The organism is Pseudomonas chlororaphis subsp. chlororaphis (assembly GCF_003945765.1).
Classification (GTDB): Bacteria; Pseudomonadota; Gammaproteobacteria; order Pseudomonadales; family Pseudomonadaceae; genus Aquipseudomonas; species Aquipseudomonas chlororaphis.
In genome coordinates, this window is sequence record NZ_CP027712.1 from 6,440,328 (window position 1) to 6,454,639 (window position 14,312).

The 14,312-nt window shown below is 63.2% G+C and carries 13 protein-coding genes; 5 read left to right on the forward strand and 8 right to left on the reverse strand.

The window, feature by feature from the left end:
* Positions 1–9: 9 nt before the first annotated feature.
* Positions 10–1,524: a threonine ammonia-lyase, biosynthetic gene (ilvA, locus tag C4K27_RS29380; protein ID WP_007927333.1), complete on the reverse strand. Its 1,515-nt coding sequence runs from the start codon at positions 1,522–1,524 to the stop codon at positions 10–12.
* Between the two features lie 285 nt (positions 1,525–1,809).
* On the opposite strand from ilvA, the gene rpiA reads away from it, so the two are divergent.
* Both rpiA and C4K27_RS29390 read left to right on the forward strand, forming a co-directional pair.
* Positions 1,810–2,481 (forward strand): ribose-5-phosphate isomerase RpiA, encoded by a 672-nt coding sequence (gene rpiA / locus C4K27_RS29385; RefSeq protein ID WP_053263021.1) that lies wholly within the window; start codon positions 1,810–1,812, stop codon positions 2,479–2,481.
* Between the two features lie 297 nt (positions 2,482–2,778).
* Positions 2,779–4,731 carry an autotransporter domain-containing protein gene (locus tag C4K27_RS29390; protein WP_053263022.1) on the forward strand — a complete coding sequence of 651 codons (1,953 nt, stop codon included), beginning with the start codon at positions 2,779–2,781 and terminating at the stop codon, positions 4,729–4,731.
* 183 nt (positions 4,732–4,914) lie between these two features.
* On the opposite strand, the gene C4K27_RS29395 is transcribed toward C4K27_RS29390, so the two are convergent.
* From C4K27_RS29395 to C4K27_RS29410, 4 genes are all read right to left on the reverse strand, one after another.
* Positions 4,915–5,826 carry an SdiA-regulated domain-containing protein gene (locus tag C4K27_RS29395; RefSeq protein ID WP_053263023.1) on the reverse strand — a complete coding sequence of 304 codons (912 nt, stop codon included), beginning with the start codon at positions 5,824–5,826 and terminating at the stop codon, positions 4,915–4,917.
* Between the two features lie 115 nt (positions 5,827–5,941).
* Positions 5,942–6,871 (reverse strand): SdiA-regulated domain-containing protein, encoded by a 930-nt coding sequence (locus tag C4K27_RS29400; RefSeq protein ID WP_053263024.1) that lies wholly within the window; start codon positions 6,869–6,871, stop codon positions 5,942–5,944.
* A 186-nt stretch (positions 6,872–7,057) separates the two neighbouring features.
* On the reverse strand, positions 7,058–7,723 hold the full coding sequence (locus C4K27_RS29405; protein WP_053263025.1) for a fumarylacetoacetate hydrolase family protein: 666 nt from the start codon (positions 7,721–7,723) through the stop codon (positions 7,058–7,060).
* A gap of 55 nt (positions 7,724–7,778) precedes the next feature.
* Entirely contained in the window at positions 7,779–9,173 is a 1,395-nt protein-coding gene (locus tag C4K27_RS29410) for a D-2-hydroxyglutarate dehydrogenase (RefSeq protein ID WP_053263026.1), read from the reverse strand.
* Between the two features lie 204 nt (positions 9,174–9,377).
* On the opposite strand from C4K27_RS29410, the gene serA reads away from it, so the two are divergent.
* The gene (serA, locus tag C4K27_RS29415; protein WP_007932850.1) at positions 9,378–10,607 is read left to right on the forward strand and encodes a phosphoglycerate dehydrogenase; all 1,230 of its coding nucleotides are present in this window, start codon (positions 9,378–9,380) and stop codon (positions 10,605–10,607) included.
* Positions 10,608–10,696: 89 nt separating this feature from the next.
* Here serA and C4K27_RS29420 read toward each other — a convergent pair whose 3' ends face one another.
* Positions 10,697–11,134 carry a DUF4399 domain-containing protein gene (locus tag C4K27_RS29420; RefSeq protein WP_007932860.1) on the reverse strand — a complete coding sequence of 146 codons (438 nt, stop codon included), beginning with the start codon at positions 11,132–11,134 and terminating at the stop codon, positions 10,697–10,699.
* Between the two features lie 133 nt (positions 11,135–11,267).
* Here C4K27_RS29420 and C4K27_RS29425 point away from each other — a divergent pair, with 133 nt between their 5' ends.
* Positions 11,268–12,041 carry a transporter substrate-binding domain-containing protein gene (locus C4K27_RS29425; RefSeq protein WP_053263027.1) on the forward strand — a complete coding sequence of 258 codons (774 nt, stop codon included), beginning with the start codon at positions 11,268–11,270 and terminating at the stop codon, positions 12,039–12,041.
* A gap of 108 nt (positions 12,042–12,149) precedes the next feature.
* Here C4K27_RS29425 and C4K27_RS29430 read toward each other — a convergent pair whose 3' ends face one another.
* Positions 12,150–12,632: a 2-thiouracil desulfurase family protein gene (locus tag C4K27_RS29430; RefSeq protein ID WP_053263028.1), complete on the reverse strand. Its 483-nt coding sequence runs from the start codon at positions 12,630–12,632 to the stop codon at positions 12,150–12,152.
* 2 nt (positions 12,633–12,634) lie between these two features.
* Positions 12,635–13,267: a 2OG-Fe(II) oxygenase gene (locus C4K27_RS29435; protein ID WP_009051368.1), complete on the reverse strand. Its 633-nt coding sequence runs from the start codon at positions 13,265–13,267 to the stop codon at positions 12,635–12,637.
* 171 nt (positions 13,268–13,438) lie between these two features.
* On the opposite strand from C4K27_RS29435, the gene C4K27_RS29440 reads away from it, so the two are divergent.
* Positions 13,439–14,191, forward strand: a complete 753-nt coding sequence (locus C4K27_RS29440) for a DUF2059 domain-containing protein (protein ID WP_053263029.1) — start codon at positions 13,439–13,441, stop codon at positions 14,189–14,191.
* Positions 14,192–14,312: the final 121 nt, after the last annotated feature.

Here is a 14,312-nt window from a genome sequence, read left to right on the forward strand (position 1 = left end):
CGTAGCCGTTCAGCCGAGGAACAGCTGATACGCAGGGTTATCACTCTCGTCCCAGTACGGGTAACCGATCTGCGCCAGCGCCGCCGGTACCAGGTGGCGTTCGCTCGCCGGTACTTGCAGGCCGGCGACCACCCGGCCATCGGCCGCGCCATGGTTGCGGTAGTGGAACATCGAGATGTTCCAGCGCCCGCCGAGCTTGTTGAGGAAGTTGAACAGCGCGCCCGGGCGTTCCGGGAACTCGAAGCGGAACACCACTTCATCGCTGACCCGCGCGGCATGGCCACCGACCATGTGACGGATATGCAGCTTGGCCAGTTCGTTGTCGGTCAGGTCGGTCACCGGGAAGCCCTGTTCGGACAGGCTGGCGATCAGCGCGCTGCGTGGATCGTTTTCCGGGTGAGTCTGCACGCCCACGAAGATGTGCGCTTCGCTGCCGGTGTTGTAGCGGTAATTGAATTCGGTGATCTGGCGCTTGCCGATGGCTTCGCAGAAGGCCTTGAAGCTGCCCGGCTTCTCCGGGATCGTCACGGCGATGATGGCCTCGCGGCCCTCGCCCAGCTCGGCGCGCTCGGCGACATGGCGCAGGCGGTCGAAGTTGACGTTGGCACCGGAGTCGATGGCCACCAGGGTCTGCCCGCTGACGCCACGCTGCTCGACGTATTTCTTGATCCCGGCCACGCCCAGGGCGCCAGCCGGCTCGGTGATGGAGCGGGTGTCATCGTAGATGTCCTTGATCGCCGCGCAGATCTCGTCGGTGCTGACGGTGATCACTTCATCCACGTAGTCCTTGCAGATGTCGAAGGTGTGCTGGCCGATCTGCGCCACCGCGACACCGTCGGCGAAGATGCCCACGGTCGGCAGTACCACGCGTTCGCCGGCGGCCATGGCCGCTTGCAGGCAGTTGGAGTCGTCCGGCTCGACGCCGATGATCTTGATTTCCGGCCGCAGGTATTTGACGTAGGCTGCGATTCCGGCAATCAGGCCGCCACCGCCGACCGGCACGAAGATCGCGTCCAGGCGCCCTGGATGCTGGCGTAAAATTTCCATCGCCACGGTGCCCTGCCCGGCAATGGTGTGTGGATCGTCGTACGGGTGGATATAGACATAGCCTTTTTCGTCCACCAGCTTCAGCGAGTAGGCCAGGGCTTCCGGGAAAGTATCGCCGTGCAGCACCACTTTGCCGCCGCGCGAACGCACGCCTTCGACCTTGATCTCCGGGGTGGTCTTGGGCATCACGATGGTCGCCTTCACCCCCAGCACCTTGGCAGCCAGGGCCAGACCCTGGGCATGGTTGCCGGCCGAGGCGGTGACCACGCCACGGGCGCGCTCGGCATCGCTGAGCTGGGTCAGCTTGTTGTAGGCGCCGCGAATCTTGAACGAGAACACCGGCTGCAAGTCTTCGCGCTTGAGCCAGATCTGATTGCCCAGCCGCTCGGAGAGCTGGCGGGCAGTCTGCAACGGGGTTTCTACGGCAACGTCGTAAACGCGCGAGGTGAGGATCTTTTTGACGTACTGTTCGAGCATCGGAAAGCATCACTGAGCGGGTTGGGCAGGGCCAGCGAGTCTAACCCAGCGTTTACCCGGGCGACCACACGAATCCAGAGGTTTTAAAAGCCTCGTAGCCGCTGTCGGAGGCTGCGATAGGTCTGCAGGTCCTCCGGCCACTCGCGTCTGTCACGACCTGACGATCGATCGAAGCCTTCGGCAGCGGCTACCAAAAGCGGTTCGCCAAACGGGCAATGACCTGCTCAGGACACCGGCCTATAATGCCGGCCTTTCCGTTCCCCCTTGCCCGCTTCCGGAGCCCGCATGACCCAGGATCAACTCAAACAGGCCGTGGCCCAGGCTGCCGTCGACCTCATCCTCCCGAAACTCGGTGACAAGAGCATCGTCGGGGTCGGCACCGGCTCTACCGCCAACTGCTTCATCGACGCCCTGGCCCAGCACAAGGCCGCCTTCGACGGCGCGGTCGCCAGCTCCGAAGCCACCGCGGCGCGCCTCAAGGGCCACGGCATCCCGGTGTACGAACTGAACACCGTCAGCGACCTGGAGTTCTACATCGACGGCGCCGACGAAAGCGACGAACACCTGAACCTGATCAAGGGCGGCGGCGCGGCCCTGACCCGCGAGAAAATCGTCGCGGCGGTAGCCAAGACCTTTATCTGCATCGCCGACGCCAGCAAGCTGGTGCCGGTGCTGGGCGCCTTCCCGCTGCCGGTGGAAGTGATCCCCATGGCCCGCAGCCACGTGGCCCGCGAGCTGGTGAAGCTCGGTGGCGACCCGGTCTACCGCGAAGGCGTGATCACCGACAACGGCAACATCATCCTCGATGTGCACAACATGCAGATCACCAATCCGGTGGAGCTGGAAACGCAGATCAACGCGATTGTCGGCGTGGTCACCAACGGCCTGTTCGCCGCCCGCCCGGCCGACGTGCTGCTGCTGGGCACCCGCGACGGCGTGAAGACCCTCACCGCCTGATGCCGCCGATTTCGCCCCTGCCGCAATGGCGGGGGCGAAAGCTCTCCCATCCAGCCCCGCCCTGCCCTCCCGCACCAACCTCGCCACTACTGCTACTTTTCGCTGCATTTAGCCGCAGAAATATCCGGATTCGCGCACCAGGTCTCAGTGCGACCCACGACTTCCGGTATCAAATCCGTTACAAATTAGCGCCAGGCGACATTCGGTTTAAGCAATGCGCCAATACAAGGTCGCCCAAGGAATGAGGCGCGCATTGTGCAACTGCCCCCGTTTTTTCATCCCTCAAGGAAGATCACCGTGCTCAAGCCCCTCACGCTTGCCGTCAGTCTCGCCAGCGTTCTGCTGTCCACCCAGGCCTTCGCCTATGAATACGGCGAACACGCCGCCGCCACCCTCGACAAACTGATCAACGACTACCCCGGCCGCTACCGTGGCACCGCCAACTTCGCCGGTGCCGCCGACTGGATGCAGAGCCAGATGGGCAGCGCCTACGGCATCAGCCGCCAGGACTTTTCCTGGACCGCCGGCGGCAACAGCCGCAGCTCGCAAAACGTGGTGGCCTACGCCGCCGGGACCAAGCCGCAATACGTGGTGGTCGGCGCGCACTTCGATACCTATTTCGGCCGCCCGACCCTGCAAGGCCTGGACGACAACGGCTCCGGCGCCAGTGTGCTGACCGAGATCGCCCGTAACCTCGGCGGGCTGCAGCTGGAAAACGGCTTGCAGGTGGTCGGCTTCGGCGCCGAGGAGGAAGGCCTGCGCGGCTCCAGGGCGTTCGTCGATTCCCTCAGCGCCAGCCAGCGCGCCAACATGCTGGCCATGATCAACCTCGACAGCCTGATCACCGGCGACATGATGTATGCCCACGCCGGACAGAACAGCAGCGCCAACCCGGCCCTGGCCTCGTTGCGCGAACATACCCTGCAGATCGCCAGGGAACTGCAGATCAATCTGTTCACCAACCCCGGACTCGACCCGGCATACCCCGCGGGCACCGGTTGCTGCAGCGACGGCGAAGCCTTCGAAGGGCTGAACATCCCGATTCTCTATATCGAGGCCACCAACTGGGAAATCGGCGACCTGGACGGCTACACCCAGACCACCAACCCGGCCATCCCCGGCGGCTCCACCTGGCACGATCCCGCCGAGGACAATAAGGCGGTGCTGACCAACGCCTTCGGCCAGGAACGCATCGACCAGCGCCTGCGCGATTACTCGCGCCTGCTCAGCCGCCTGGTCCTGGAGCTGACCAACGCCGACCTGCTGGCCTCCACCGCCTCCGGCGGCGCTGTGGCGCGCAACCAGCAGGATCATCTGCAACGCCAGCATCAGGCCATGCTCCGGCTGCACGACCGGCGCTGGCTGACCTTGCAGGCGATGGGCCGGGAAGTCGGCAGTTTCGATGGCGAGATCGGCATCGACGGCGAATACAGCCCCGACAGCGGTTTCGACAGCGCGCCCAATCCCGAGGCGCGTCGGCTGGGGGTGCATGCCTTGGGCGACTACCAGCTCAATTCGAGCCTGAATGTCGGCGCCAGCCTCAGCTACCAGAACGGTCGCGACAAACTCGAGCACCGCGGCAAGCTCGACAGCGATACCTGGCAGGCGGCGGTCTACGCCTTGCTCAATGATGGCGGCCCGCAATGGCTGGCCGGCGACCTGAGCGTCGGTCGCACCCGCTTCGAATCCAAGCGCAACCTGGTGATCCAGGCCAACGGCGGCCCGGTGCTGTTGAACCAGAAACTGACGGGCGATACCGACGCCCTGACCCTGGGCGCCCGCGTGCTCGGCGGTTACGACCTGGACTTCGGCGCGATCAAGAGCGGCCCCTTCGCCGGCCTGGATTACACCCACTACCGCATCGACCGCTTCCACGAGAAGCAGGACCTGCGCACGGCGCTGAGTTATGAGGAGCAGTCATTCGATTCGCTGGAAGCCAGCCTCGGCTGGCGTGTTCGCGGCGCCGTGGCCCTGCCTTACGGCATGAGCCTGCTGCCCTATGGCGACCTGGCCTGGGTCAAGGAGTTGGCGGATGGCCGCCTGGACGACCTGGACCTGACCAGCCGCGCCGATGGTCAAGTGCGCGTGGCTCGCCTGGGCGGCGTGGACAAGAGCTTCGGCCGCGCCCAGCTCGGCAGCCAGCTGGCGATCACCCCGCAGCTGGGGCTGTACGCCGAGGTCAACGGCCGGATCGGCCACGCCGAAGGCAGCCAGACCGGCTACTCCCTCGGCGTGCAGTGGCAGTTTTGAACGCGCTTTGGTAGCCGCTGGCGAGCCTGCGAGGCCGCACACGAGGTGGGCGGCATTGCGCGACGCAGTCCTCGCTGATCCGGGGTAGGCGGACGGTCTGGGAGGCTGGGGTTGTCTGGTTTGCGGCCGCTGCGCGCCCGGGCGCAGCCTCGCGGGCTCGGCAGCGGCTACAGAGCTACAGGGTTACGGGGCGGGCTTCTTGAAGACGTAGAACAGGTTCGGCTCACTGACCAGGTACAGGGTACCGTCGTCGTCCATGGCAATGCCTTCGGCCTGCGGCACCGTGGCCTGCAAGCCTTGCCGGCCCTTGCGCAGCGACATGGTGCTCAGGGGCCGACCATCCACGTCCAGTTCCAGCACCAGCCACGACTCATCCGACAGCGCCAGCAGATGCCCGGTGCGCTCGTCGTATTGCAGGCTGGACAGGTCACGCACGAACAACCCGGCATCGCGCTTGGGGTTGTTGACCACATGCACCGCGTAGGACTTCTCCGGGTCGTAATGCGGGAACCCCTTGACCTCGTAGATCAGCATCGGGTCACGTTCCTTGGCGACGAACAGGCGCTTGCCCACCGAATCGTAGGCCAGGCCCTCGAAGCCCTTGTTGCCGCTCATGTGCACACCCAGGGTCATCTGCTCGGCGTCCGCCGCGTCGAGGAACACCGTGTCCTCCTCCAGATGGATCTTGATCAGCCGCTGCTGGCGCTCGTCGGTGATCACATAGGTGTCGGCGCTGATGAACTCGACCGCTTCCGGGTCGCCAAACCCGGTCAGGGCGATACGCCGCAGGATGCGCCCGTCGAGCGACAGCTCGATCAGCTCGGCATTCTTGTTGGTCACGGTGAACAGGCTTTTGCGCACCGGGTCGTAGGTCAGCGCCGAGACGTCATCCAGGCCTTCGATCTTTTGTGCTTCGAGAGTCACCCGATAGCCATCCAGGCCAATGGCATCGGTGTTGGCCGGCTGCGACATGACCCGCCAGTTGAACCACAGGCGCTCGAAGTAGCGGTGGTGCTGCCCGGCAATGCCCAGCAGCACCAGCACGATAAAACACAGGAGGAGGAACAGCGGTTTGGGATAGGCGAGTCGACGCATGCTGGCAAGCTCAAATACAAATCAGGCGGATGAAATATCACAGCCGGATGAATTTAAACTTAATCGCAGCGGGCGTATGCCTGATTATGGCCTTTTGCCGCCAGAAACCTCTGAATCAGTGCTTCTCAAAGCGATAGAACAGATTGGGTTCGCTGACCATGTACAGGTTGCCCTGCTCATCCATGGCCACGCCCTCGGCCCGCGGAATGGTGTCTTTGAGGCCATTGAAACCGCCCAGCAAGGTCATGAAGCTGACTTGCTCGCCGGTTTCGTCCAGCTCCAGCAACATGTGCGAATCGGCGGACAGCACCAGGGTATGACCGGTGCGAGGGTCGATGCTCAGGGCGGACAGGTTGCGCAGGTCCAGCTCATCGCTTTCCAGTTTCTGCTTGTCACCCTTGAGGGTCTGGCTGCCGTCGCTGTTCCAGGTAAACAGCGCCGGCGGACGCTCCTCGCCCAGCAGCAACTGCTGCTTGCGCGCATCCCAGGCCACGGCTTCGAATGCCTTGTTCTGGTCCTGCGAAGGCCCCAGGTCGTATTTCGGGAAATCGGAAATATTCAGCTCGCGGGTATTGGCATCCACCTTGACGATGGTCAGCAGGTGATCGCGCTCGTCGACAATCCCCAGCAGGCCGTTCCCCATGACCGTCACCCCTTCCGGGTTGCTCCAGCCCACCAGCGGCATCTTGCGCAGCACATCGCCCTGCAGGTTCAGCTCGACCAGGAATGGGTTCTTGCCCATCACCGCAAACAGGGTCTTGGTCTGCGGGTTGTAGGCCAGGTCGGAGGCCTCGTCCTTCTCCATGCCCGGCAGTACCTTGGCGTCGATGACCGCGCGGTAATCCGGCAGCCAGACACTTTCCTGACGCTCGGCCGGGGTTTCGAAACGCTCCAGCACCCACAGCAGGCCACGGTCGTCCCAGTGCATGGCGATCGCGACGCCATACATCACCACGCCTGACAGCAGCAGCCAGGAATACCAGCGCATGGCGAACAATCCGCGGCGGCGAACAGTTTGAAGCTCGGGGGTGTGAGGCACGGACATGGGACGCGTTCCAGAAAACCAGCTATGGGTAATAGCACATCGGGGCAGACTCAGACGTCTGTAATCGGAAAATTATCCAGAACGGATGTGAAAAAAACGGCAAAAGGTCGGAAATGCCCCAGCGCCGGTACTTTCGCTGAAGAGGTCCGCCCATTGCAGGCGGGCCTCGCGTCGAAAACCGCTGGATCAGCTAACGCGACTCTCGAAGCGGCTGACGCCCGGCAGCTCCAGCACCAACTCGTCGCCCACGTTCAGCGGACCGACGCCCACCGGCGTACCGGTCAGGATCACGTCGCCCGCCTGCAGGGAGAAGCAGCCGGCCATGTACTGGATCATCGGTACGATCGGGTTGAGCATGATGCTGCTATTGCCGTCCTGGCGGACCTCGCCGTTGATGGTCAGGCGAATATTGATGTCGGTCAGGTCCGGGAACGTACTGCCGACCACAAAGGGCGCCAGCACGCAGGCGCCGTCGAAGCACTTGGAGATTTCCCACGGCAGGCCCTTGGCCTTGAGCTCGGCCTGCTTGTCGCGCAGGGTCAGGTCCAGGGCCGGGGCGAAACCGGAGATGGCATCCAGCACTTCTTCGCGGCTGGGCTGGGTCGACAGTGGCTTGCCGATCAATACCGCGATTTCCGCCTCGTAATGCACGGAGCCACGCTCGGTGGGGATGGCAAAACCGCCTTCCAGCGGCACCACGCAACTGCCCGGCTTGATAAACAGCAGCGGCTCGCTCGGCACCGGATTGTCCAGTTCCTTGGCGTGCTCGGCATAGTTGCGCCCGATGCACACGATCTTGCCGACCGGGAAATGAATACGGGTACCGTCGACATACTGGTGCTGATAGCTCATTACCGACTCCTGCTCGTTTGGTTCATCAGGTACCGCTGCTTGAGTGACCCTGAGGTCAAACAGCGAAAATCTTGCCCGGGTTCATGATGCCGTTCGGGTCGAACACAGCCTTGACCGCCTTCATGTAGTCGATTTCCACCGGCGAACGGCTGTAGGTCAGGTAATCGCGCTTGGTCATGCCCACCCCGTGCTCGGCGGAAATCGAGCCGTTGTACTTCTCGACAGTCTCGAACACCCACTTGTTGACGGTGGCGCACTTTGCGAAGAACTCGTCTTTGCTCAGGTCGTCCGGCTTGAGGATGTTCAGGTGCAGGTTGCCGTCGCCGATGTGGCCATACCAGACCACTTCGAAGTCCGGGTAGTTTTTCGCGACAATCGCGTCAATATCCTTCAGGAAAGCCGGCACCTTCGACACCGTGACCGAAATGTCGTTCTTGTACGGGGTCCAATGCGAGATGGTCTCGGAGATGTACTCGCGCAATTTCCACAGGTTCTGCAGTTGCTGCTCGCTCTGGCTCATCACGCCGTCCAGCACCCAGCCCTGCTCCACGCAATGCTCGAAGGTGGCCAGGGCGTCGTTGGCCACGTCCTCGTTGCTGGCTTCGAACTCCAGCAACACATAGAACGGGCAGTCGGTCTCGAACGGCGCCGGGACGTCGCCGCGGCCGAGGATCTTGGCCAGGGCCTTGTCGGAGAAAAATTCGAAGGCGGTCAGGTCGAGCTTGCCCTGGAAGGCATGCAGCACCGGCATGATCGAGTCGAAATCCGGCGTACCGAGCACCATCGCCGTGAGGTTGTTCGGCGCGCGTTCCAGGCGCATGGTGGCCTCGACCACGAAGCCCAGGGTGCCCTCGGCACCGATGAACAGCTGGCGCAGGTCATAGCCGGTGGCGTTCTTGACCAGGTCCTTGTTCAGCTCCAGCAGGTCGCCCTTGCCGGTGACCACTTTCAGACCGGCCACCCAGTTGCGGGTCATGCCGTAGCGAATCACCTTGATCCCGCCGGCATTGGTAGCGATATTGCCGCCAATCTGGCTGGAACCGGCGGAAGCGAAGTCCACCGGGTAATACAGGCCGCTTTCTTCGGCGCGGTTCTGCAACTGCTCGGTCACCACGCCCGGCTGGCAGACCGCGGTGCGGTCGGTCAGGTTCAGGTCGAGGATCTGGTTCATGTAGTCGAAAGACACCACCACTTCGCCATTGGCCGCCACGGCGGCAGCCGACAGGCCGGTACGGCCGCCGGACGGCACCAGCGCGACCTGGTGCCGGTTGGCCCAGCGCACGATGGCCTGGACCTGCTCGATGCTCTTGGGAAAGACGATGGCGCTCGGCGCCGGCGCGAAGTGTTTGGTCCAATCCTTGCCGTAAGCATTCAGGGAGTCGGCATCGGTCAGGACCTTGCCAGCCTCGACCAGGGTCTTCAGCTCATCAATCAGCGCAGGATTGGTCATCGACAGAACTCTCGAACAATTCATGGTCATCCTGAGAACGCTTCACGTCGCAGGAACGAGTGTTTCGCGGGGTCCGTATGCTAGCATACGCCCCCCCGCAGAATAGTGCCGAAGGGCGTTCTGCGGCGACGGCTTTCCTGCCGTCCGGGTCAGCATCTGTTGACCATTTCCTGCCATTTTTCTCCGGGACACAGGTTTACGCAGATGAGCAAGACTTCTCTCGATAAGAGCAAGATCAAGTTCCTTCTTCTCGAAGGCGTCCACCAATCGGCTGTCGACGTCCTCAAGGCCGCGGGCTACACCAGTATCGAGTACCTCACCGGTTCTCTGCCGGAAGCCCAACTGAAGGAAAAGATCGCCGATGCGCACTTCATCGGCATTCGCTCCCGCACCCAACTGACTGAAGAAATCTTCGATCACGCGAAGAAGCTCGTCGCTGTTGGCTGCTTCTGCATCGGCACCAACCAGGTCGACCTCGACGCGGCTCGCGAGCGCGGTATCGCGGTGTTCAACGCACCGTACTCCAACACCCGTTCCGTAGCCGAACTGGTGCTGGCCGAAGCGATCCTGCTGCTGCGCGGTATCCCGGAGAAGAACGCCTCCTGCCACCGTGGCGGATGGATCAAGAGCGCGGCCAACTCCTTCGAGATCCGTGGCAAGAAACTGGGCATCGTCGGCTACGGCTCGATCGGCACCCAACTGTCGGTCCTGGCCGAAGGCCTGGGCATGCAGGTGTTCTTCTACGACACCGTGACCAAGCTGCCACTGGGTAACGCCACCCAGGTCGGCAACCTGCACGAGCTGCTGGGCATGTCCGACATCGTCACCCTGCACGTTCCGGAAACCGCTGCCACCCAGTGGATGATCGGCGAGAAGGAAATCCGCGCCATCAAGAAAGGCGGCATCCTGATCAACGCCGCCCGCGGCACCGTGGTCGAACTGGACCACCTGGCCGCAGCGATCAAGGACAAGCACCTGATCGGCGCCGCCATCGACGTGTTCCCGGTGGAGCCACGCTCCAACGACGAAGAGTTCGAAAGCCCGCTGCGCGGCCTGGACAACGTGATCCTGACCCCGCACATCGGCGGCTCGACCGCCGAAGCCCAGGCCAACATCGGCCTGGAAGTGGCGGAGAAGCTGGTCAAGTACAGCGACAACGGTACTTCGGTATCGTCCGTGAACTTCCCGGAAGTGGCCCTGCCGGCTCACCCTGGCAAGCACCGTCTGCTGCACATCCACGAGAACATCCCGGGTGTGATGAGCGAGATCAACAAGGTCTTCGCCGAAAACGGCATCAACATCTCCGGTCAGTTCCTGCAGACCAACGAGAAGGTTGGCTACGTGGTGATCGACGTCGACGCCGAATACTCGGAGCTGGCGCAAGAGAAGCTGCAACACGTCAACGGCACCATCCGCAGCCGCGTGCTGTTCTAAGCACTCGCTGGCAATAAAAAGGGAGGCCCTGGGGCCTCCCTTTTTGTTTACAGGCAGTTTCGTTTACAGGCAGTTTTTACCGCCCGCGCTTACTTGACGGTGATGGTGATCTTTTCCGAAACGATTGGCGGGTCGAACGGCACGTGGTTCTTGTCGCCCAGCTCCAGCTGCAGGGTGTGCTTGCCCGGGGCCAGGGTCAGCTCGGTTTCGGTCTGGGCCTTGCCGAAGTGGATATGCTGGGCGTCGGCCGGGATCGGCATGTTTTCGGCTGGCAGCTTGTCGACGTCGACCAGCAGGTGGTGGTGCCCGGTGTGCGGAGTCTGGTCGCCGGCGGGCGCCAGGGAGATGTCGCTGACGCCGAACTTGACCTTGAAGGTCTTGGCCACGGTATCGCCATTGACCGGGGTGACGATAAATACAGAAGCGCCTTCCGGCGCCTTGGTGCGAGGAATATCCGCCGCACAAGCCAGCATAGAAGCCCCCAGCATCAGGCCGGTCAACGCAGCACGAGATATAAAGGTTTTCATTCTATTCTCCAGTTTTTCCGCAAAATCGGTACGGTTATGACAACTTCGTGGCATATCGTTGTCGAAGGGCAATCAACACCATAGCAAAGCGAGCCTGAACAGCGCATCGCACATATAAATTCAAGGAGTGACCATGCGTTTCCTGCCTGGCCTGATACTTTTGCTACCTCTTGTGAGCACTTACGCTCAAGCCGAACTGATCGACGATGTGAACGATCGCGGGGAACTGCGTATCGCGCTGGAAGCCAACACCCCGCCCTTCAACTTCAAGGACGACGGCAAACTCACCGGCTTCGAAGTCGAGCTGGGCCAACTGCTCGCCCGGGAACTGGATGTGCGGGCGGACTTCGTGGTCGCCGACGCTGCCGACCTGCTACCTGGCGTCGAAAGCGGCCGCTACGACATCGCCATCAATCACGTAGCAATGACCCCGGAACTCAAGGATCGTTTCGACTTCAGCGAGCCTTACAGTTATTCCAGTGCACAATTGATCGTACGCAAGGAAGAAGCGCGCGCGTTGGGCAGCCTGCAGGCGCTCCAGGGCCAGGCCCTCGGTGTGGCCCAGGGCAGCCAGTTCGCCGAGCAGGCACGCACCGTTGAAGGCATCGACCTGCGCAGCTACCCGAACGCCCAGCAACCCATCAAGGATGTGGCCGACAAGCAGCTCGACGCGGCCATCAGCGATCGCCTGCTGATCCCCTACGCCATTCGCGACAGCCGCTTGCCGGTGAAGGAAGGCGCCAAGGTCGGGCCGACCCTGAGCCTGGCGATCCCGTTCCAGAAAGGTAACCCGGCGTTCCAGGCGAGCCTCGATGGCGCGCTGCAGCGCATCAAGGCCGATGGTCGGTTGATGGCGTTGTCGGAAAAATGGTTCGGCATGGATGCGAGCAAGCCGCCCAAGCCTTGATGCTGTAGTCGCTGCCGCAAGGCCGAGATCGGCCGGTACGGCCGCGTCGAACGTGGTATCGCTGAGCTCCTGCGGAGCTTTCGCAGCCTGCGGCAGCGGCTACAGGGGCTAGAGCGCCGCCAGGGCCGCGGCGGCCTCGGCCAGTTCCAGCTCGCTGAACACTTGCACCCCGGCGCGCTTGAGCAAGGCGGCGGTGACGCCCTCGCCGCTGACCTTGACCCCGCTGAAGCTGCCGTCATAGGTCAGCAGGTTGCCGCAGGACGGGCTGTTGGCCTTGAGCACGGCGATGCGAATCCCATGCTCGCGTACCAACTCCAGCGCCTGCCGGGCGCCGCTGAGGAACTCGGCGCTGACATCCTCGCCCTCGGTAGTAATGACCTGCGCCAGGCCATCGAGCACTTCGCCGCCCTGCCCGCCGGGTATTTCCGCGGCCGCCCGTGGCGTCGGCAAGCCGCCGGCGACTTCCGGACACAGTGCGACCACCCGGCCCTCGGCCTGCCAGCGCGCCAATTGATCGAACGGCCCGCTGGCCGCCCCGTCGTAACGCACGCGATGGCCCAACAGGCAGCGACTGACCAGGATCTTGTGCATGATCAGAACGGCTCGTTGCCACGACGGCGGAACCAGCCCGTCAAGGACAGGCGCTCCCGGGTCGCGGGCAGGACTTCGTGGGGCACCTCGCCGGAGAGGAACACCACCAGCCGGCCGCCGGCGGGATCCACGTCGTATTCGCTCTCGCCATCGAAGTACATGCGCAGTTGCCCGCCCTGCTCCGGCAGCCAGTCCTGGTTGAGGTAGATCACCGCCGACACCATGCGCCGGTCATCGTCGCGGAAACGGTCGACGTGCTTGAGGTAGAACGCCCCTGGCGGGTACAGCGCGAAATGGCTTTCGAAGTCTTCCAGGCCGAGGAACAGCCCGCGGTTCAGCGCCTCGCGCAGGCTGTCCATCAACCCCAGGTAGGTATCGCAGCAGTCGGCCTGGCCGGGCTCGAGCCACTGGATGTGATCGCCACGGATCCCCTCGCGAATCTCCTGCGCCGGACCACGGCCAACCGCCGCCGGCGCCAGCTCGCCTTCGGCCGCGCGCTTACGGCACTCGGCCGCCAGCTCCAGGGTCAGGGCTTCTGGCAGGAAGATGTTCTGCTGCGACCAGCCACGGGTGGCCAGGTCATCGACAATGCGTAACAGCAGGGGGTGATCAGAGGGTATTTGCATGGCGCGCATAGTATCCACACCCAGATGAATCCGACAGATCCGCGAGAGAATTCTGACCAAGCAGCCTGGCGCCGCCTCTGTTCGTCGTTCGATCGAACAGTTTGCGTACTGAACCTGATACGAATTCTCGACAACCATCGCCTCGCCCCGGAGAATAGTGGGCTGCCGACAGGAGTCCTTATGCGCCGTTTGCTTTTTTCACTGTTGATGTTCTGTGTGTTGCCCGCCTGGGCAGACGGCCACGACCAGTTGTACAAGGTCGCCGGCTGGCCGGAACAACGCGCGCATTTCAACGATGCTCTTACCGCCGCCCAGCAGCGTTACCAGAATAGCCTGCCGCCAGCGGTCTATCAGGCCCTGGTCAATAACAGCAACCAGCGCTTCGCGCCGCAGGCCATGGACCGCCGCGCCCAGGCGCAGCTGCGGCAGAATCTCGCCGACCCGAAACCGGCCCTGGCGTTTTTCCAGTCGCCGCTGGGGCGCAAGATCGTTGCCGCCGAACTGCTGGCGACCCGCCGCGACCAACTGGCGAAGAATGCCCAAGGCTTGCCGAAGATGCAGGCCAGCGATACCCGTCAATTGATTATCGGCCACCTGGCCCAGGCGCTGCCGGCCCGTGAAGCCGGCGCGGAAGTCAGCCTGGCCATCGCCGGGGTGGCTGCCGACAGCCTGAGCCAGATGATCCCCGGCCTGCTGGGGGCCGGCCAGGCGCAGAACATGCTCAACGGCCAGCGCCAGCGGCTGATGGTGCAGATCGGCAACGACCTGAACAACACCCTGCTGTACGTCTATCGCGACCTGTCCGACCCCGAGCTGGAAGAGTTCGCCAACTTCGCCGAGTCCGCCGAAGGCAAGGCCTACTACCAAGCCGCCCTCGCCGCGATCCGCGCCGGGCTGGCCGTCGGCCAGAGCACTTCGAGCCTCGCGCCCTAGGCGCCCCTTGTAGCCGCTGCCGCAGGCTCGGGCCGCGTTCGGACGATCACCGGTACGGTCGCGCCGATCTTGCGACCACTGAGGTCCTACGGACCTGTCGCAGCCTTCGGCAGCGGCTACA

Coding starts and splice junctions, on each gene's coding strand:
- ilvA (WP_007927333.1), bottom strand. CDS start 1,524: ATGCTCGAACAGTACGTCAAAAAGATCCTCACCTCGCGCGTTTACGAC.
- rpiA (WP_053263021.1), top strand. CDS start 1,810: ATGACCCAGGATCAACTCAAACAGGCCGTGGCCCAGGCTGCCGTCGAC.
- C4K27_RS29395 (WP_053263023.1), bottom strand. CDS start 5,826: ATGCGTCGACTCGCCTATCCCAAACCGCTGTTCCTCCTCCTGTGTTTT.
- C4K27_RS29400 (WP_053263024.1), bottom strand. CDS start 6,871: ATGTCCGTGCCTCACACCCCCGAGCTTCAAACTGTTCGCCGCCGCGGA.
- C4K27_RS29405 (WP_053263025.1), bottom strand. CDS start 7,723: ATGAGCTATCAGCACCAGTATGTCGACGGTACCCGTATTCATTTCCCG.
- C4K27_RS29410 (WP_053263026.1), bottom strand. CDS start 9,173: ATGACCAATCCTGCGCTGATTGATGAGCTGAAGACCCTGGTCGAGGCT.
- serA (WP_007932850.1), top strand. CDS start 9,378: ATGAGCAAGACTTCTCTCGATAAGAGCAAGATCAAGTTCCTTCTTCTC.
- C4K27_RS29420 (WP_007932860.1), bottom strand. CDS start 11,134: ATGAAAACCTTTATATCTCGTGCTGCGTTGACCGGCCTGATGCTGGGG.
- C4K27_RS29425 (WP_053263027.1), top strand. CDS start 11,268: ATGCGTTTCCTGCCTGGCCTGATACTTTTGCTACCTCTTGTGAGCACT.
- C4K27_RS29430 (WP_053263028.1), bottom strand. CDS start 12,632: ATGCACAAGATCCTGGTCAGTCGCTGCCTGTTGGGCCATCGCGTGCGT.
- C4K27_RS29435 (WP_009051368.1), bottom strand. CDS start 13,267: ATGCGCGCCATGCAAATACCCTCTGATCACCCCCTGCTGTTACGCATT.
- C4K27_RS29440 (WP_053263029.1), top strand. CDS start 13,439: ATGCGCCGTTTGCTTTTTTCACTGTTGATGTTCTGTGTGTTGCCCGCC.